Annotated in this window: 17 protein-coding genes; 10 read left to right on the top strand and 7 right to left on the bottom strand. The window is 37.2% G+C overall.

The annotated features are described in order from the left end of the window. Positions 1-3 precede the first annotated feature (3 nt). Positions 4-2,322: an HAD-IC family P-type ATPase gene (locus EEI45_RS07525; RefSeq protein ID WP_125164758.1), complete on the bottom strand. Its 2,319-nt coding sequence runs from the start codon at positions 2,320-2,322 to the stop codon at positions 4-6. A gap of 179 nt (positions 2,323-2,501) precedes the next feature. On the opposite strand from EEI45_RS07525, the gene EEI45_RS07520 reads away from it, so the two are divergent. From EEI45_RS07520 to EEI45_RS09605, 3 genes are read left to right on the top strand one after another with little or no spacing between them, the layout of a single operon-like run. Beyond that, on the top strand, positions 2,502-3,533 hold the full coding sequence (locus tag EEI45_RS07520; protein WP_125164757.1) for an FAD-dependent oxidoreductase: 1,032 nt from the start codon (positions 2,502-2,504) through the stop codon (positions 3,531-3,533). Positions 3,534-3,555: 22 nt separating this feature from the next. Beyond that, positions 3,556-5,232 carry a DEAD/DEAH box helicase family protein gene (locus tag EEI45_RS09610; RefSeq protein ID WP_228410319.1) on the top strand — a complete coding sequence of 559 codons (1,677 nt, stop codon included), beginning with the start codon at positions 3,556-3,558 and terminating at the stop codon, positions 5,230-5,232. Next, positions 5,229-6,410, top strand: a complete 1,182-nt coding sequence (locus EEI45_RS09605; protein WP_228410318.1) for a DUF3427 domain-containing protein — start codon at positions 5,229-5,231, stop codon at positions 6,408-6,410. The genes EEI45_RS09610 and EEI45_RS09605 overlap by 4 nt, the downstream gene beginning before the upstream one ends. A gap of 34 nt (positions 6,411-6,444) precedes the next feature. On the opposite strand, the gene EEI45_RS07505 is transcribed toward EEI45_RS09605, so the two are convergent. Beyond that, a complete protein-coding gene (locus EEI45_RS07505) occupies positions 6,445-6,783 on the bottom strand; it encodes a hypothetical protein (RefSeq protein WP_164503766.1) in 339 nt (112 codons plus the stop codon). A gap of 216 nt (positions 6,784-6,999) precedes the next feature. Here EEI45_RS07505 and EEI45_RS07500 point away from each other — a divergent pair, with 216 nt between their 5' ends. Then, a complete protein-coding gene (locus tag EEI45_RS07500; protein WP_125164755.1) occupies positions 7,000-7,728 on the top strand; it encodes a LytR/AlgR family response regulator transcription factor in 729 nt (242 codons plus the stop codon). 3 nt (positions 7,729-7,731) lie between these two features. Continuing rightward, positions 7,732-9,069 (top strand): sensor histidine kinase, encoded by a 1,338-nt coding sequence (locus EEI45_RS07495; protein ID WP_125164754.1) that lies wholly within the window; start codon positions 7,732-7,734, stop codon positions 9,067-9,069. Between the two features lie 96 nt (positions 9,070-9,165). On the opposite strand, the gene EEI45_RS07490 is transcribed toward EEI45_RS07495, so the two are convergent. From EEI45_RS07490 to EEI45_RS07480, 4 genes are all read right to left on the bottom strand, one after another. Further along, a complete protein-coding gene (locus EEI45_RS07490) occupies positions 9,166-10,008 on the bottom strand; it encodes an IS3 family transposase (protein WP_267128174.1) in 843 nt (280 codons plus the stop codon). Continuing rightward, positions 10,005-10,220, bottom strand: a complete 216-nt coding sequence (locus EEI45_RS07485; protein ID WP_125164248.1) for an ArsR family transcriptional regulator — start codon at positions 10,218-10,220, stop codon at positions 10,005-10,007. Before EEI45_RS07485 ends, EEI45_RS07490 begins: the two co-directional genes overlap by 4 nt. Further along, complete coding sequence (locus EEI45_RS08605) at positions 10,196-10,369, bottom strand: hypothetical protein (protein ID WP_164503765.1); 174 nt, start codon at positions 10,367-10,369, stop codon at positions 10,196-10,198. Before EEI45_RS08605 ends, EEI45_RS07485 begins: the two co-directional genes overlap by 25 nt. Before the next feature lie 150 nt (positions 10,370-10,519). Beyond that, the gene (locus EEI45_RS07480; protein ID WP_125164752.1) at positions 10,520-11,839 is read right to left on the bottom strand and encodes a C1 family peptidase; all 1,320 of its coding nucleotides are present in this window, start codon (positions 11,837-11,839) and stop codon (positions 10,520-10,522) included. A gap of 194 nt (positions 11,840-12,033) precedes the next feature. On the opposite strand from EEI45_RS07480, the gene EEI45_RS07475 reads away from it, so the two are divergent. From EEI45_RS07475 to EEI45_RS07455, 5 genes are all read left to right on the top strand, one after another. Then, positions 12,034-12,426 carry an Hsp20/alpha crystallin family protein gene (locus EEI45_RS07475; RefSeq protein ID WP_125164751.1) on the top strand — a complete coding sequence of 131 codons (393 nt, stop codon included), beginning with the start codon at positions 12,034-12,036 and terminating at the stop codon, positions 12,424-12,426. A 99-nt stretch (positions 12,427-12,525) separates the two neighbouring features. Then, positions 12,526-13,851: a CCA tRNA nucleotidyltransferase gene (locus EEI45_RS07470; RefSeq protein ID WP_125164750.1), complete on the top strand. Its 1,326-nt coding sequence runs from the start codon at positions 12,526-12,528 to the stop codon at positions 13,849-13,851. Continuing rightward, the gene (locus EEI45_RS07465) at positions 13,848-14,549 is read left to right on the top strand and encodes an ABC transporter ATP-binding protein (RefSeq protein WP_125164749.1); all 702 of its coding nucleotides are present in this window, start codon (positions 13,848-13,850) and stop codon (positions 14,547-14,549) included. The genes EEI45_RS07470 and EEI45_RS07465 overlap by 4 nt, the downstream gene beginning before the upstream one ends. Then, entirely contained in the window at positions 14,543-17,560 is a 3,018-nt protein-coding gene (locus EEI45_RS07460) for an ABC transporter permease (RefSeq protein ID WP_125164748.1), read from the top strand. The genes EEI45_RS07465 and EEI45_RS07460 overlap by 7 nt, the downstream gene beginning before the upstream one ends. A 233-nt stretch (positions 17,561-17,793) precedes the next feature. Beyond that, positions 17,794-19,122, top strand: a complete 1,329-nt coding sequence (locus EEI45_RS07455; RefSeq protein ID WP_125164747.1) for a hemolysin family protein — start codon at positions 17,794-17,796, stop codon at positions 19,120-19,122. On the opposite strand, the gene EEI45_RS07450 is transcribed toward EEI45_RS07455, so the two are convergent. Then, positions 19,119-19,544 carry an RrF2 family transcriptional regulator gene (locus EEI45_RS07450; RefSeq protein WP_123171725.1) on the bottom strand — a complete coding sequence of 142 codons (426 nt, stop codon included), beginning with the start codon at positions 19,542-19,544 and terminating at the stop codon, positions 19,119-19,121. The two genes, EEI45_RS07455 and EEI45_RS07450, sit on opposite strands and share 4 nt — an antisense overlap. Positions 19,545-19,564 lie beyond the last annotated feature (20 nt).

Raw genomic sequence — 19,564 nt, 5'->3', positions numbered from 1 at the left:
TATTTAGTTGTTTTTATTATTGGTGTAATCGATATACATTAGCGCTAGTTTATGAATGATGATTACAATTGGAATGGCAACAATTAGCAAGATTGCTGTAAACTGTGCATGTTCTGGACTGAGTGGTTGTAGTTCCAAGAGTGGCCAGAATAGTTTGGTTGCAAGCCCAAAACCAATGACATTGATAATAAGAACGATGGTTCGGTATAGGTTGAGTGGCTTATAGATACGGTAGATCATACCGATGGAGACATAACCGTTAATAAAGTACATCATCGTTTCAACAACTTCTGTTGTTAATCCAAAGTGAGTTCCCAAAATATTGAGGAAGAGCCATAAAAGGATAATGGTCATTGCATTTGGGAATGCATGACGTAAGACATGATTGAGGATTCGTTCTTTAGGGCGTTCATAACTTGGCTGAAACAACAACATAAACGAAGGGAATCCATCAATAAACATATTGGTTAAAGTAATTTGGAACGGAATAAACGGAAAGGGAACATTCATAACAACTGCGGTAATCGCAATAAATATGGCTAGAATTGTCCGTAGGTAATACATGGACGCGGAACGGGTGATGTTATTGATCACCATACGTCCTTCCTTCACAACATCTACAAGTGTGGAAAGTTGTCCGTCCATTACAACGATTTGTGAGATATGCAAGGCTGCATCGCTACCTTCTCCCATAGCGATCGAACAATCAGAGTTCTTAAGTGCAAGAACATCGTTAATACCATCACCAGTCATCGCAACTTTCTCCCCATGTTCTTGAAGGATCCGTACAAAATCCAGTTTTTGATTTGGCGTTGCTCGACCAATAACATTGCAATTAAGAATGGCTTCCGTTAAGTCTTCCTCAGTTTTTAGAGATTGTGCGTCCACCACAGTTTGATAGTTTTCAATGCCCGCTTTGCGAGCAATCGCGGCAACGGTTTCTACGTTATCACCTGAGATAACTTTCGCCGTAACATCATTTTCACGGAAGAACTGGATGGCATCGTAAGCGTCATCACGAATTGGATCTTCTAAAGCAATGTAAGCGAGCGGTAAGATTCCCTTAAGAGAACTGTCTTTATGAATGGGTGAAAGCGATTCACAAATCAAGAGAATGCGCGCACCATCCCGTCGCAAGGACTCTACTTTTTCGGGAATCCGTGTTCCTGGTAGTAAAATATCAGGAGCACCAACTAAGACTGCATGATTGTTTGAGAAATTCATCCCTGCCCACTTGCGCGCTGATGAGAACGGGATTTGCTCTACCGCTTGAAGCTGTGTCGGAATGACTTCAAAATAATCCTTAATTGCTGCAGATGTAGCATTGTTATCGTTTGAATTTTCAATATATGAACTCATGTATTCATAAAGGATTTCATCAAGAGTTTCTACATGAATTACTTTCATTACGCCATGAGTTAAAGTTCCTGTTTTATCCAAACATAAGACACTGGATTGCGACAACGTTTCAATTGCGTATAAATCTTGTACAAGAGTTTTCTGAGAACCAAGTTTTAAGACGGCTCCAATAAGGACTAAGGTAGTGAGTAGTACCAAACCTTGTGGAAGCATACCAAGTAGCGCGGTTGCGGTATTAACAATTACTGAATCAAAAGCTTGTCCTCGAAGTATAAGCCCTTGGTATAGTAAAATGGCACCAATGGGAATGATAAAGAAACTTGTAATTTTTGTAACAGTTTTAAATGTTTTGAGAAGTTCTGACGAAATGACACGATTTGTTTTGACCGCAGAAGTTACTTTGATTGCATAGTTATCTTTTCCAACATGGATAATCTCTGCATAACATGCACCACTAACAATAAAACTTCCCGATAGAATTTCCGCATCAATTGATTTATCTACTGGATCAACCTCGCCAGTAAGAAGGGATTCATTGACTTCCACTGCTCCATCCACAATTCGTGCATCAGCACTAATTTGATTTCCAGCTTCATAATAGACTAAATCACCAAGGACAATTTCTTCGTTATCCAGTTCAAGGCGTTTACCATCACGAATAACTGTTGTTTTTGGAGAGATAATAATATTGAGTTTGCTGATTAAATTTCGTGATCGTATTTCCTGGAAAATAAACATAAATGTATTGGAAATAATAACACCCATAAAAAATAAACTCGTCCATGCTTTTACATATACAAGTGCGGATGCGATAATAATGTTATATAAGTTAAAAAGCGTAAATACATTACTTAAAATGATTTGCGCATTTGTTTTAATTTCGGGTTTGGGAAGGCGGTTAATCTTACCTTCCAGAGTTAGTTGTTTTACTTGCTGTGTCGTTAGACCTTTTTTATTTTGCATAGCGATACTCCGTAATCTATTTATAACTATAAATTTATTCGAAAGAAAAATCAACACTATACTAGTGTTATAGTACAAAGTATACATCATAATTTTGAACTTATGACGAAAGTTACAATTTTGTTACATAACCGGGATATTTTGATACACTAGTATAAGAGATATGAAGGGGATAAAAGATGAAAAAAATCGCAATTATTGGTGGTGGCATTGTAGGTTCTACAGCTGCCTATTATTTAAGTAAACATGGAAACCACGTTACCCTATATGATGACCCAACGGGCCAAGCAACCAAAGCAGCAGTAGGGATTATTTGTCCTTGGGTTAGCCAACGTCGCAACCAGGAATGGTATCAACTTGCACGTGAAGGGGCAGCATTCTATCAAAGATTAAATAAAGACCTCAATGATACATCCTATTATCGTCAAAGTGGCGCACTTATAACACATGATAAATTATTATTAGATAAGCTCTACAACATTGCATTACAACGTCGCATCGACGCACCTGAGATGGGGGAAGTGGAAATTTTAGAAGGCGAAGCACTGCAAGAAAAGTTACCGCCCTCTATTCAATGTGATCGAGCACTTTGTGTTTCAGGTGGAGCACAGGTCGATGGCTTAAAACTGATCGAGACATTACAGAAAGAAGCTGAGCGTTTAACGGTAATCAATAAACGCGTCTATTGGTCACGTCAAGAAGATCGACTTATCGTTGATGGTCAAGCTTATGATGCAGTTATCCTTGCTTGTGGGGCTTGGTTACAAGAACAATTTCCAAATAAGGAACTCAGTGTGAAACCGCAAAAAGGACAACTTATAGAATTCAAGAATATCCTCGAACCCAATCATAACTATCCCGTATTTATGCCACAGGGAGAAATTGACTTTCTTTATGGAAATCAAGGACAATTAGTCATTGGTGCAACCCATGAAAATGAAAAAGGATTTAATCTAGATATTGATCCGAATTCAAGTGAATATCTCAAAAATGAGGCGAAGAAACACTTTCCAGAAATAGATAGACTTGAAATTGATCACGTACGCGTAGGAACACGCGCAGTGAGTTCGGATTTTAGTCCTTTCTACGGGGAAGTAGAGGGTGAACCGGGTGTATATCAAGCAAGTGGATTGGGGTCATCAGGACTGACTACTGGGGTTGCTATAGGTTTTAAAATTGCACAAAGTATTATTAAAAGTGATAAACTATAAATAAATATGGGGGAATAAATATATGGAACTAGCAGTATTACTCAAAGGTAGTTTAGAAACATCATATTTAGATAACACGCTCTTATCAAATGAAAAACTACTAACAAACTTACTAATAAATGATTATAGACGTGGTGAAAAAGTTTTAACGTCAATTCAAAAAGAACTTTTAAGTTGCCATGAATTTAAGATAACCGTTGCATTTGTAACTGAAGGGGGTTTAAGCATCCTTGCTAATCAAATGTTGCATTGCATAGAACATAATATTAAAGGAAAAATAATAACCTCATCCTATCTGTTTTTTAATAGTCCATGTGTTTTTAGAAAACTACTTTCATATCCGAATCTAGAAGTTCGGGTACATGAGCATAAACCCCTCCATTCAAAAGGTTATATTTTCCATCATGAAGGATATTCTAATCTAATTGTAGGGAGTTCAAACCTAACGCAAGGTGCATTAACAACAAATAACGAGTGGAATATCAAGTTGAGTTCACTTGAAGATGGAAAAATATATAGGGATTCTATTGATGAATTTGATTACTTATGGAATAATTCTACTCATCTATCCAACACATGGATCGACGCATATGAGAAAAAGTACTATGTGCATCAACAGATTAAAGAGCAAATAGAAGATTTAAATCAATTATCTGAGACAATAAAGACAAATCAGATGCAAAGTGAAGCGTTAGAAAATCTTCGACAGTTAAGAATATCTGGTGCATCTAGAGCACTTGTGATTTCAGCTACTGGTACGGGAAAAACATTTTTGGCGGCTTTTGACGTTAAAGCAATGAAACCTAAGAGAATGTTGTTTATCATTCACAGACAACAAGTAGCAAGAGATGCTATGGATACATTTAAATCGATCATTGATGATAGAACGATGGGTTTATATACCGGAAATTATAAGGACGATCAGTTTGATTATTTGTTTACGACCATTCAGACGATTTCAAAACCACAAACACTCAAGAATTTTAAGGTAGATGATTTCGACTATATTGTCATTGATGAAGCGCATCGTTCCGCAGCGAATACGTATATCAATGTTATGGAATACTTTAAACCTAAGTTTATTTTAGGAATGACCGCAACGCCAGAGCGAGGTGATTCTTTAAATATTTTTGAGTTGTTTGACTATAATATTGCATATGAAATACGTCTTCAAAAGGCTCTCGAAGAGAATATGTTAGTGCCATTCCATTATTTTGGTATTACAGATTTGAAAATCGATGGAGAAATTATTAATGATCATAGCCGGTTTGGGCAATTGGTTTCAGATGACCGTATCGAGCATATTTTAAAGTATACAAAGTACTATGGACATTGTGGTAATAAGCTTAAAGGACTGATGTTTTGTAGCACAAATGATGAGGCATCTGAATTGTCAAAAAAATTGAATATGCGGGGACTCAGAACTATTTCACTTTCTGGAAAAAATTCCCAACAAGAGCGAGAAAATGCGATCATACGTCTCACTTCTGATGATGGCGATCTAGATTATATTTTAACGGTAGATATTTTTAACGAGGGAATTGATATTCCGGAGATCAATCAGATCGTAATGCTTCGTTCGACGGAGTCAGCGATTGTATTTATACAACAACTTGGTCGAGGTCTTCGATTATCAAAAAATAAAGACTATGTTGTTGTAATTGATTTTTTATCGGTAATTATTCTAATAACTATATGATTCCAATAGCGTTATCAGGAAATCAAAGCTATTCTAAGGATGAAATTAAGAAGTATCTAATTGGTGGAAAGAGCACGATTCCAGGCAGTTCAACAGTCGAATTTGATAAAACTGCATTGACCCAAATCTATAAAACAATTGATAGTACAAACTTTTCGGCGACGAAGCATTTGCGGTTAGAATATAATAACTTAAAGTATAGACTCGGGAGAGTTCCGGCACTACAAGAATTTATTACTGAAAAATCGATAGATCCTCAATTATTTATCAAATCGTCTCTATATGGAAACTATTACACGTTCCTTAAGAAAATTGATAAGACATACGAAGGAATACTTTCCGATTATGAAATTGGAATCTTAACCATGTTATCAAAGGAAATATCATCTGGAAAAAGAGATACTGAATTAAGAGTTCTCGAGAAAATATTAAATAAGGGAACCATAAATGACAAGATGGTTCGAGATGTTTGCAGGAGTGAACTTGAGTATGATTCTACGATAAATATGTTGCAGTTAGGTTTTGTGAAGTCTGATCTATTTATGAAGTATGGTGCCAAGCCAATCATTATTGAAAAAAACAATAATTGGTCTTTGAATGCTGAATTAAGATCCTCAGAAAATCTGGGTACCCTATTCTTTCACTTAAGAGGGATTATCGATTTGGGTTTAGTTAATTATCGTGAAAAATATATAGAAAGAAATATTGAATCCGGTATGGTTTTATATGAACGATATACACGTAAAGACATGTGTTGGTTATTTAATTGGAAAAAGGATTCATCTGCTGCGGTTTATGGGTATATGGTGAAGAACAATACAATTCCAATTTTTGTTACTTGTCATAAAGACAATAAAATTGATGAATCGATTCGTTATGATGACAAATTCATTGATCAAAATACATTTAGTTGGATGAGCAGAAACAATGTCAGAATTACTGGACCGGAAATTGAAGCGATAAAAAATTTCAAAAAAAATAATACACTTATCTCATTATTCGTAAAAAAAGAAGATTCCGAGCAGGGACAATTTTTCTATTTAGGCGAAATGGAACCGATAAAAATTTCAGAAACTACCATAACAGCCAAAAATAAAGTGTTACCGATTGTAAATGTTATTTTTAAGATGAAAAAGAGCGTTAGACAAGATATTTACTCTTATATTACAGATTTTTAAGCGAAAAAAAACGGAACAATAATTCCGTCTTTTTTTATCGTTTAAATACCACCTTATTCGCTACTTGCACAAAGATTGTTTCCGCAATCTCAGATTGTCCATCCCACATGACAGTGATGATATTTTCGGTGTTGTCAGGGGCTGTTTGGCTAAAGGTCCACTGTGTGTCGCTGTCCTTGTAGATTTTAATTTGTTCATCTTGATTTACGGAGTATCCATAATCGGAAAATTTACCGGTAACGTAGGTAACGATAAATGGATGGTTAATTGATGATTTGTCCGTGATGAGTGTGGGTGTTTGGTGGGTAGCCTGGCATCCAATTAAAACTGCAAACAATAAGAACAGGAGTGTGATTTGATTGCCTTTCCTCATAGATCTCATCCTTTCTTGAGAAAGAATACCATACCAATATGAAAATTAAATATGGGGGTTATGAAATCTGTGTGTTCAAATTTGGTGGAAATTGTGAGCATAAAACTTTTATGAAAATTAGATAAAATAAAGGTGAATATGGACTATATATTCGGCGATTTGTGTTTCTTTACACGCAACATGATATAATACTATAAATGAATAGGGGGTTCTTGTATGATACGTATTGTCCTATGTGACGATGATAATGCTATTATCGAAAAGTATCGTTACTTAATTAAGCGTTATGCAATGTCACGAGGGGTTGAGGTGGAGTTGAGCTCGTTTTCTCGTGGTGAAGATTTAATTTTTGAATTAACGGATCATTATGAAGAACCAGATATAATCTTTCTGGATGTTTTTATGGATGAACTAAATGGTGTAGAGGTTGCGAAGCAAATTCGTGCGATGGGTTATAATTCGCAAATTATTTTTCTAACCTCGTCATCTGATTTTGTTTTTGATGCCTTTGATGTGGGCTCATTCAATTATCTCATAAAGCAGTATACCGATGATACTCGTTTTCGTACCGTATTAGGACAAGCTTTGACACAGATTGATAAACGGTCGGGAGATTTTTTTGATTGTAATTTTGGGGCGGAGTCTCGTCGCATTCCCTTTAAAGATATTTCTCACTTTGAAATATATCGTCGTGTGATGCGTGTCCATTTCAACAAAGATGAATATTTTGATTTTTATGAAACGATGGATCGACTCACTACACGTTTGGCGAATCGAAATTTTGTTCGGGTTCATCGTTCGTACCTGGTTAATTTAAACCATATCGTGCTCTTTAAAAATCAATCGTTACGTCTTGAAAATGGTGAAGAGTTGCCGATTGGAAAAGCTTACCAAAGTGATGTGAAGCAGAGTTTTAATGACTTTGTAGAGAAAAACTGGGATTAGCGCATGATGTACCTGATACTCGCAATTACCTCTACGATTACCTACTATTTCTACACCTATCTGTCTGTATACTTTCTAAAAGATCATGCAGAAATGCGATCTTACGGAAATATCTCACTCGGTATTTGTATGGTAATGAGTTCTATGTTGGTTTTGTTTTCACGACAATTTGTTTTTGAAACTTATATTAGCTATCTCTTTATGCTTTTAGTTATGTTTATTAGTTTTAAGATTATATATAAAATATCAAGCACGTTGGCTGCATATGCGACGGTGCGTCATGTCTTTTACTTCTATACTGTACGTGGTTTTGTATTTGGGATGTATTCACTTCTATCTGGAATCCCAATTCGTCTTATTGCATCGGGATCGATGAGTGATATGATCAGTTTTCAAACCACATGTATTTTTGTCATTATTTTGTTTCTTATGCTCCAACGCTATTCTGTTACGACAGCGCGAATTCAAGCGTTGTTTCGCAATACGGATCAGGTTTTATTTGTGACCGTGACAAAGTTATCTTTGGGATTTTATTTGACCATTGTCGGGTTTGGAAGTCGCTATACTGCCAATGATCAATGGTTTACGTTGATGTATCTTTTTACATGTGTTGTGGTTATGGGGGTTGCGGCAATTGTTGTGGCGAACTCCGTACGGTCATGTGAAGCCTTGGAATACGAAAAGCAAACCGTAGCCCTACAAAAACAATTGGATATGCAAGTAAAGCATTATAAGTCGTATCAAGTGTATACGCAGTCTTTTCGAGAGTTTCGTCACGATTATAAAAATACCTTATCCACCATTAATGCGTTGTTGAGGAAAAATGATTATGAGACGGCGATTCATATTTTGGATGAGATGGGTGTACAAATGTCAGATGGCTTAACTACGCATCCAACTTATTCAAACGATAGTTTGTTGGATGCGATTATGCAGGAGTTCGCGAATACGTGTAATAATGAAGGCATAACCTTTGAGTGTATGCTTTATTGTGATCAAACGGTTGCGTTAACAGAACTCGAGGTCGTTCGTATCTTTACAAATCTGCTTAAAAATGCGCATGAGGCGACGCTTATGCTTCCTGAAGAACAACGGTTTATCAAGGTTAAATCGAAGCTTCGGGATCATTGGATCGATGTGATGATTTCAAATCGTTTTGATGGCAATTATCACGAGAATCTGGAGAGCACAAAAACCACGGATAAAGGTTCTCGTGGTCTTGGATTTAAGATTGTTCGTAAAACCATTGAACAACTTGGTGGGATAGCGAATTGGTCGGTCGATGGCGATGTTTTTAAAGTTGTGATGAATTTTCCTCGCGATCATACAACAGAAGCATAAAAAGAAAACACTTCCTTCGAAGTGGAGTTTTCAAACAAAAGTAGACATTAATAAAAGACTAGAAACCCTTATCCATTTTATATTGGATAGGGGTTTTTATTGGATAGGGGTTTTGTAATTTAAACAGTAAGCAGGTCTTTCAAAATTGAAATAATGTACATATTCTTCGATAAAATTTTCAAAGTTATCTACGGACCAGTATTGATAATCACACGCCATTTCTGCTTTAATCCATCCATTTAATGATTCGATAATTGGATTATCTGTAGGTGTTCCAGCTCGCGACATAGATCTAATTATGTTATAATTTTCATGCGCTTTAGCGAAAGCTTTAGAGTGGTAGACAGCTCCTTGATCTGTGTGAAGAATCGTGGGAGCTGTTTTTTTATTATCCTTAAGTAGCGCAAGGAGATCCTCGAGACACTTGTAGTAAGGCTTAGGATCACCAGTTGTACGCGATAATGCAGAACTGATAATTTCATTGTTAAAGGTATCAACCATTAAAGTCCATTCATAATTAATCCCTTTGTTTCGAATATGTGTCATATCTGAAACAATAATTTCTAAAGGTTTGGTTGCCCTCCATTGATTCTTTATAATATTAGGATAAATTCGACTTTGTGTTCCAGGTTTTTTATAGGAATAGTGTTTAACTTTTGATTTAATATTTAAAAACTTGCAACACTTGTGGATTAAATTATCGGAAAATTCAATCCCTAAATCACTTTGCTTTCTCATGACTGCAGCGATATCATGATAACCATAACTTGGAAAACGGCGATGCCAGTCTTTAATCACAAAGCTAAGAATCGCTCTTTTTTGTTCATAAATATTGAGATCATTCTTATGCTTTAACCACTTGTAATAACCAGATCGGTTCAAATTCATAAATCTAAGAATGAACGTAATCGGATGTTTAAAAGATAAGTCATGTGCTATTTGGAATTCTTGTCTTTTAAAGTAACGAACTCCTTGTTTACACCAACTCCTTTCACCTGGTACCCTTTTTTTAATCGTGCAATCTCAATATCTCGTTTTAGAATTTCGAGTTGAAGTCGTTCGATCTCAGTTAATGATTTACTCGTATGAAGCGCAGAAAAATGATTTCCTGTCTTTTTCTTGTTTTTTAAACCCTCCTTACCATCGCGCATGAATCGATCAATCCAACCATTAATCGTTCCTTTAGGACTTGTGATAGTTTCGCAGCACTTATATGTTCATCAATATGACGTGTAACGACTTTAATACGATCCTCATAAGTCCATTTATTATTTAATCCACCTTTGGGTCTTCCCATCATTAATACCTCCGTTTTATCTCTGATTTTATTATTACACAAAAAAGTAGACAAGTCTTTTTTACTTGTCTACTTTTAGTTTACTACTCCATCCTTCGATACGTTTTTCTTTTGACGGTCAGTACGTGGATAAATCTCCAATCATCTTAACCACTATTTCACTAGGGCGAGAGCTCCCATTGGATCCCATGGTTCAAGCTCAATGACGTGATCACTTTCAAGGGCTGCAAGATAATCTTTCGGTACATATTTCTTGTCGACCATAACTTGGTAGTTGTATTCATCAAACCATTCATCAGTCATGGTGTAATAGCCTTTACGTGCATTACGATCTGTTCCCCAACTGTTTTCAACGTTCCAACGTGTTGGTTTTCCGTTTTCATCCAGATTAACCCCAACGAAAACCATGGCGTGGGTCATCAAACTGTCGCCATAATCAAGACGACCGGATTTATCAAGGTTTAATTCAGTATTAAGAACGCCTTTGAAATCAAAGGCATCTTTAGCCATAATTCCATTTTCACGATCGTGCATTTGCCCAACATCGCATCCAAACCATACTGGTTTTCCATCTTGAAGTTGTGCGATGGCTGCTTCTTTTAAAATTTGACTCGGTGCATTCACATACTTGATGGGATCTGCTTCCTTCACCGTTCCAAGATATTTAACTGTAAATGCTTTTCCATAAGGTTTATCAGCGGTTGGTGCATTGATAATGCTTACTTTATCTTTAAGATTCCATCCAACATATTCATTCATAAACGCTACAGGTGTGATGGTGTCGATTTTTTTATAATTACCATCTTTATCATGATACTCGTAGCTAAAGGTTTCTGGAGGTGTTCCAAGACATAAACATAAAATATGGTAGATTTCATATAACATTTCATCTTTGCTACGTGGTTTTTCAGATTCGCGCAGTTCATAAGCAAATTCGCGCAGTTTTGACGTGATGATTTTGTTCATGAAGGCAGAGTTTGAACTGTGATATGTTTCGGGCATGACTTCTTTCGGTACAACACCATATTTTTCTAAAATTCCTTTAAACATATCCCACTGACCACCATCTTGAATGGGACCAGAGAGTAGATGTTGGATTAAGCGACCATCAGTTGGTTCATCCTTTGTCTCAATAATGCTTTCAAGGAAGTAATTTGCCTTCTCTAATTTATCCCAAAAGAAAGGGTAACTTTCTGAGAATTCAAAGGTATCAACATTAAGACAACCCAGAACATCAGCACGCATTGTGTTTAGTGATGCAAACATCCAACAACGTCCGCTTGCTTTCTGATTGGTACTGTGACCCCCTTTAGCCTGAACAGAAAATGCATCAGGATAACGTGATGAGAGTGTGTGATCGACGGCAGTATCGTGAATGCCGCTGTGTGTCACTGCATTTTCAAGGGTGCGCGCCGTTTTATTATTTTGATATTCCGATTTGAATTCGGATAATAATGATTTTGAAATAGCCATTATAAGACCTCCTATATTAAATTAGGGCCACCTAATTTAATTGGTATTATACTCATGATTAATTATGGTGTCAAGAAAGGTATCCCTAATTATTCACGAATTAGCACTCATGTATTGACAGTGCTAATGAATGTGATATACTAAAGGTGTAATAGCACTCTGTATAAGCGAGTGCTAAAATAGGAGGCGGACATATGAAACAAACAGTTAGACCGACAACACTTTTAGAAAGCTTATTTGGTGATGATTTTATGAATAATGCAGGCTTTGGCACCGGAATTGATATTTATCGTGAATCTGGGAATTATCATGTTGATATTGAGATGCCTGGATTTGAAAAAGAAGATATTGATGTAGAATTTAGTGGTGACATCTTATCTATTAAAGCAGAACATCGCACATCTGAAGAAAAAGAAGAAAAGAATTATTTCTATCGTTCACGAAATCAAAAGAGCGTTAAAAGACAAATTCGCTTTGCGGATGTTGATGCAAATGCCATTGATGCAACTTACGAACGCGGTATCTTATCAATTACTTTACCGACAAAAGTTGAAGAACAGCTTTCGAATAAGATTAGTGTTAAATAAAAAAGAGGGTAATTCCTCTTTTTTTTGATTTGTTAATTTTTGGTGAACAATGCTCACCTTCGTGCGAAGGGTGTTATAATTTATATGGAGTTGATGCAAATGATTACGTTATCTCAACAAATCGAATCTGTAATGATGGAACTTACTGACCGAGGTTTTGAAGCTTTTGTGGTTGGTGGGGTTGTTCGTGATGCGCTTATGGGCCATCGATCATTTGATATTGACTTATGTACTAACGCTTTACCCGAACAACTTCTAAAAATTTATAAAAATTATTCAATTGAACCGATTGGTCACGATTATGGTATTAAGTTTAGGGTGGATGAAGAGCATTTTGAAATTTCTACTATGCGACTTGAGGGTGATTATGAAGATGGCAGACGTCCATCACGCGTCGAGTTTATCAATCATCTCTATGATGATTCATTGCGTCGTGATTTTACGGTCAATGCGCTTTATTATCATCCACGGCATGGTTTGGTTGATTACCATCAGGGTGTTGACGATTTACACAATCGTAAGTTAAGGGTCATTGGCGACCCAAAGGTTCGTTTCGGAGAAGATGTATTGCGTCTTGCACGTTTGTATCGATTTAAATCTGAGCTTGGTTTTGACATCGAGGCGAAAACGTTGCATGCAGCTCAGAATCAGTTGGAGTCGCTTCACCGATTGAAGCTTGTGCAACTTTATCCAGACCTTACGCGATATCTAAATGGGCCCTATTTTGTAGAGACGAGTTTGCTTTGTCCCGAGTTTTTAATGACGGTATTTCCACCGTTAAAGGATACACTCGCGTTTGATCAACAGAATCCATTTCATGAATACACCCTTTACGAGCACACGATTCGTACCGTACAAGGAATTCCCAATCGAATGGATTTAAAGTTGGTTGGATTGTTTCATGATTTAGGAAAGGTCTTTGTGCAAACTGTAGACGATTCTGGAATTGCTCATTATCCCGGTCATGCGCAAGCAAGCGGTGTCATCGCACGTCCTTTCTTTGAAGGGTTTCAATATTCAAAAAAGAAAGTCACATATTTAGAGCGATTGATTCTCGAACACGATTTAAAAATTCAACCCGAGTCGGCACAAATCCAGCAACTTATTCGGGTTCATGGTATCGATTGGGTTCGAGATTTGATGATTGTGAAGCGCGCAGATAACTTGGCAAAAGGATTGGGTGCGCAGTATCAATTACAGCGTTGCACGCATATCAATCATATTATTGATGAAGTTATCAGTCAAAAACGCCCCACATCCATACGAGATCTTGATATCTCGGCATCAGATTTAAAAAAGTTGGGCATTGAAGGAAAAAGGATAAATCAGTATCTCAATCTGTGTTTGGATCGTGTCATCGAAGGAACACTTCCCAATACACAAAAATCACTGTTGAATTGCATCAAGGAGGTTAATGCAGTATGAGTTATATTGAAGTTAAAGATATTACAAAAATATATAAAGTTGGAAATGTTGAAATATCAGCCTGTGCAGGGGTTGATTTTTCGATTAATAAAGGTGAGTTTATTGTCATTGTAGGACCATCTGGTGCAGGAAAGACAACGGTGATGAATATTATTGGAGGGATGGATTCGCCCACTTCCGGTACAGTTACAATTGATGAAAAAGAAATCACTGGAATGAGTGATCGCGAAATGACGGCGTACCGTCGTGACGATGTGGGTTTTGTTTTTCAGTCGTATAATTTAATTCCAAACCTTACAGCGTTAGAGAATGTTGAACTGGCAACCCAAATTTGTAACGATGCAAAAAATCCCCAGATGATTTTAGAACAAGTTGGTCTTGATAAACGGATGGGAAATTTCCCAGCACAAATGTCCGGTGGTGAACAACAACGGGTGGCGATTGCACGAGCGATTGCAAAGAATCCGAAGTTACTTCTTTGTGATGAACCAACCGGTGCACTTGATACAGAAACAGGGCAACAGGTGCTGCGTGTTTTACGTGATTGTTCCGATATTTATAATATGACCGTGGTGATTATTACGCATAATCAAACCATTACACAAATTGCTGATCGCGTTATCGAGATTAAAAACGGTAGAGTCGAACGTAATTGGGTTAATGATGATGTAAAGTCAGTGGATGACATCTCATGGTAAAAGATATCCTACGCGAAATTAAGGCGAAATGGTTTCAGTTTGTTGCGATCCTTATAATCACCGCGTTGGGGGTTGGTTTTTTTGTTGGGATTCGTGTAACTGGATACGATATGCGTGCAACCGGTAATCGTTATATGAAAGAAAGCGAAGTGATGGATTTAGAATACCGTCACAGTCTTGGTATCGATCAAGCCATGTTGGATCAACTGAGTGACATTGTCGATGGTGATGCCGTCGGGGTCTATGATGGCGATGCTTTTATGAATCTGCGTGATGTTGATGGGGTTATGAAAGTTATTGACCTAAACGATCAGACAGAAAAAGACATTACACTTGTTGACGGGAGGATGCCGAGTCACAAAAACGAAGTGGTCGTGGATAAAGTGCTCCAAGAGCACCGTGGATTTTCGTTGGGGGACACAATAAAGTTAAAGAAAAATGATGTCTTTAGACCTGCAAATCTAAAAATAGTTGGGTTTGCGGAATCAAGTCTGTATATGAATTTAGAACGTGGACAGAGTAAAGTAGGCTCGGGTAATGTTTTAGGATTTATGTATGGATTTGATCTGGATAAAGAGATTGACGTGTTCACCAGTGCGCGATTTGTATTTGCAGAGGGCGCGGATGTCGAAGATCAAAAGCAACGGATTAAAGACCATGAAGCATCGCTATCCTCACAACGATTTGATCGTGCTTCTAAACCGGCGTTTGAAAAACTCCAAGGTGCGCAAGAAGAATTAGATCAAAAACGTCTTGAAGCAGATCGTGAATTTGCGAAAGGGGCTCAAGCCCTCACGCAGTCCAAGCTTCAACTGCAAGATGCCCATGAAGAACTTGAAAATGGCATTCTTGAATTATCATCGCAGCCTGGACCTGGTGATTTACAAACAAAGATTGACAGTGCCGTGCGTCGTTTTGCGCAAACGGTGGGTGAGCGTGAGAATATTCTAAAAGGATATGAAACAGAACTTGAAGAAGGGAAGGCCCAATATACTTCGGGGTTAGAATCTTTAGAGTCAAAACGTCCAGAAATTGATGCATTAAAAGAAATTGTCGACTCACTGCCTGAACCTCAAAAAACAGAAGCGTTGACGGCGATTGCATCGTTTGATAAAGCAGAAGCAACGCTTAACGCGACGAAGCTGGAACTTGATCAAAACGAAACAGAAATTAAAACAGGATATGAGCGTCTTGAACAGGGTAAGGTAGAATTTAAAGCGGGTCAAGAACGTATTCAAAAAGGAATTCAAGAATATAATCAAGGATTAAAAAGTTTAACCGAGGCAGAACAAGCATTTAATCTTAAAAAAACAGAAGCATATGACCAAATTGAGTCGGGTCAAAAAGAAATTGATGAAGGATTACAAGAGCTTGAAGAAGCAGATCATGGGAAACTCTATCTGCTTGATCGGGAAGATGTGCTAATTGGATATCGTGAGTTTTACCAAGATAGTGACCGTATTGAAGCGATTGGTCAGGTCTTTCCATTAATCTTCTTTGGTGTTGCAATTCTTGTAACGCTCAGTACTGTAACCCGAATGGTTGATGAATCACGCATGCAAATGGGTGTCTATAAAGCGCTTGGATACTCTTGGTTTGCTTCTGCAATGAAGTTTGTTGGTTTTACAGGTCTTGCATGGATTTTGGGTTCAATCTTAGGGCTTATCATGGGCTTCTACATGATTCCAACACTTATCTATAATGCATATCGCATTATGTATCTTACACCCGAACTTGAGCGTGGTTTTGTTTGGAGTTATGCAGCAGTTCCGCTCTTGATTAGTTTTGTATCAAGTGTTGGCGTTGCAATGATTAAATCCATGTCAGTCAGCCGTGAGAAAGCAGCAAACCTATTACGTCCACCCCTTCCCAAAAGTGGTCAACGAATTCTTCTCGAACGGATTCCGATGATTTGGGATCGTCTTAGCTTTCTTTATAAAGTGAGCCTGCGTAATTTATTTAGAAATAAAACGCGCTTTGCGATGACCGTTGTCGGAATTGGCGGTTGTTGTGGGCTCCTAATTACGGGATTTGGTATTAAACATTCAATCTATTCGATTGTAGATAAACAATTTGATGAAGTGATCCAATACGACGGTATGGTTCTCTATGATCGTGACATCTCAACTGAAAATATTACGGTGACCGATTCCATTCATCTTGCAACCGAAGCAGCAAAAGTAGATGATTTAGATGTAACGCTTTATGTTGCGGAAGATTTTAAAGCCTTACCGAACTTTATTCAATTAAAAGATCGTCATACAAAAGCACCGATTTCGGTCGAAAAGGACCCGATTGTCATTACCGAAAAACTTGCCATCTTAAAAAATGTGGATGTTGGCGATGTGATGACGTTCAGGGTAAACGAACAAGAATATGAATTTGAAATCGGTGGAATTTCTGAAAACTATGTTGCGCATTACATCTTTATGAGTGAGGCACAGCATCAAGTCTTGACAGGAAAGAAACTTCCTGAGAATATGTATCTCTTTAATACATCGGATGATCACGATCAGGTTGCGGAAAAACTACTGAGCCAAGATTCTGTGTTTAATGTTAGTTTCTTGGGTGATATGCGTGAATCCTATCAGGATATGATGGGTAATTTTGATATTGTCATCTATGTAATTGTGGGTGCCGCATTTGCTTTAGAAGTGATTGTGCTTTTAAACCTCATTACCATGAATATTAGTGAGCGATATAAAGAACTGGCGACACTCAAGGTGCTTGGTTTTTATCCAAAAGAATTGGCGACATATATCTTGCGCGAGAACATTATTCTTACATTAATGAGTTTGATATTTGGTGTTGGTTTCGGATATTTCCTCCATCAATTTGTAGTTGTTCAAGCAGAATTGGATGCAATCATGTTTAATCGTGAGCTGTTACCAATGAGTATTGTGTTGGCCATCGTGCTGACCTTTGCCCTCTCAATCGTCATTAACATCTTAATGGCACGACGCGCAAATAATGTTAATATGAGTGAAGCTTTAAAGACTTTTGATGATTAAATGATGACAAAGAGGCGCTTGCCTCTTTGCCTTCGTTTGTAGTATCATTTTGAAATTATGATATAATAAAGTATATCGTTTAAGTGAAAATGCCTTAGTATTGACAATTGAGGCTGTAATTTGTAGAATAACTGTTATAGAAAATTTGGAGGATTGTTTGTGGAAAACAGTGACCAGGATAGTTATCCTAAAAGGGATCAAAATTACAGTGTAGTTATAGGGGGAGTTCAATAATGCTTGTTCAAGTTATAACCCTATTATTTTTAGTGCTTTTAAATGCTTTTTTTGCCGGAAGTGAGTTAGCGTTTGTTTCAATTAATAATAACAAACTAAAAAGTATGGCTGAGGAAGGAAATAAAAAGGCACGACGTGTATTGGATCTTAAAGAAATTCCAAACCGTTTTTTATCAACCATTCAAATTGGTGTTTCATTAGCAAGTATTTTGTCAGGGGCTTTTGCTTCAGAAGCATTTGCACAAGTACTCACTGATTGGGTTGTACAAAATGGTTGGATTGCTGCTTCGGTTATGAAGCCAATTTCTATGATTTTGATTACACTGTTGACATCATATTTAATGCTTGTTTTTGGAGAACTTGTGCCAAAGCGCATTGCGATGACCAGTCCAGAAAAATTTGCTTTTTTTGTTGTTTATCCTATTTCGTGGCTGGCTGTGTTCACGAAGCCCTTGGTGAAATTTTTGTCAGTATCCACCAATCTTGTATTAAGAATTATTGGAATTGATCCAAACAAAGTTGAAGATGAAGTGACAGAGGAAGAAATTCGAATCATGGTTGATGCGGGTGAAATTGATGTCACAGAAAAAGAAATGATTAATAATATCTTTGAGTTTGATAATCTGGATGTTGCTGATATTATGACGCACCGTACAGAAGTTGTGGGTATTGATGTATCCAGCTCTTTTGCGGAGATTATGGAACTTGTGGACGAAGAACGCTATACACGTTATCCAGTTTATGAGGATAGTATCGATAATATTATTGGTTTAATTCATTTGCGTGACTTATTACGTTATGTTAAAGATCATCGCGAGGATGAAGTATTTGAAATTAAGAAAATTATTCGTGAACCTTATTACGTACCCGATTCTAAACGTACCGATGAGCTTTTCAGAGAATTACAAAACAGTAAGATGCACTTTGCGGTCGTTATCGATGAGTATGGTGGTACGGCTGGGATTGTTACGATGGAAGATCTCATTGAAGAAATTATGGGTAACATCATGGATGAATATGATGAGGAAGAAGAACAAGAAATTGTTCCCGTTAATGTTGATGAGTATTTAGTAGATGGTGCCTGTGATATTGAGGATTTGGAAGATGTTTTAGAAATTAATCTTCCAGTTGAAGATTATGATACTGTAAGTGGTTTTGTAGTGGGGCAAATCGGGCGTCTTCCAACAGAAGAAGATGTGCGTGAAGATTTATCAGATGTAATTTATCATGGATACCGCTTTTCAATCATGGAGCTTGATGAAAAGGTCATTGCACGGGTTCGTGTTACAAAAGAAAAGGAAGTCGATCTCGACTCCCTAGAAGATTAGATATAATACATATTACCGTCGCCGGATTCATTTTTTATGAGTTCGGCGATTTCTTTTAGTTTAATACCTTTTAATGTTTCGCGTAATGCTGCATCAATAGGGGTATATAAATGCGTACACAGTGCAGCATTAATAATATTATCATCTGTTGAAGCAGGGGTTTTCTCAAAAAGCGATGGTTCTAAGGCGTTGAGAATGTTAAACATATTACATTCCTTGGACTTTAGATAATAACCGCCCGCAGGACCCTTTACAGCGTCAACGAGATTCGCTTGCTTTAAACTGGAAAAAACTTGTTCAAGATAAATTTTGGAAATATTTAAATGCTCAGCGATATTAACCAGGGTGGTAAGTTCTTGATCGTTGATGTGCATATATGTCATCGCGGCAATACCGTAACGTGTTCGTGCAGATAATTTCATGTCATCACTCCTTATTACCT

Origin of the sequence: Erysipelothrix piscisicarius, assembly GCF_003931795.1 — a bacterium.
Lineage (GTDB): Bacteria > Bacillota_I > Bacilli_A > Erysipelotrichales > Erysipelotrichaceae > Erysipelothrix > Erysipelothrix piscisicarius.
This window is presented reverse-complemented; position numbering and strand designations above follow the sequence as displayed.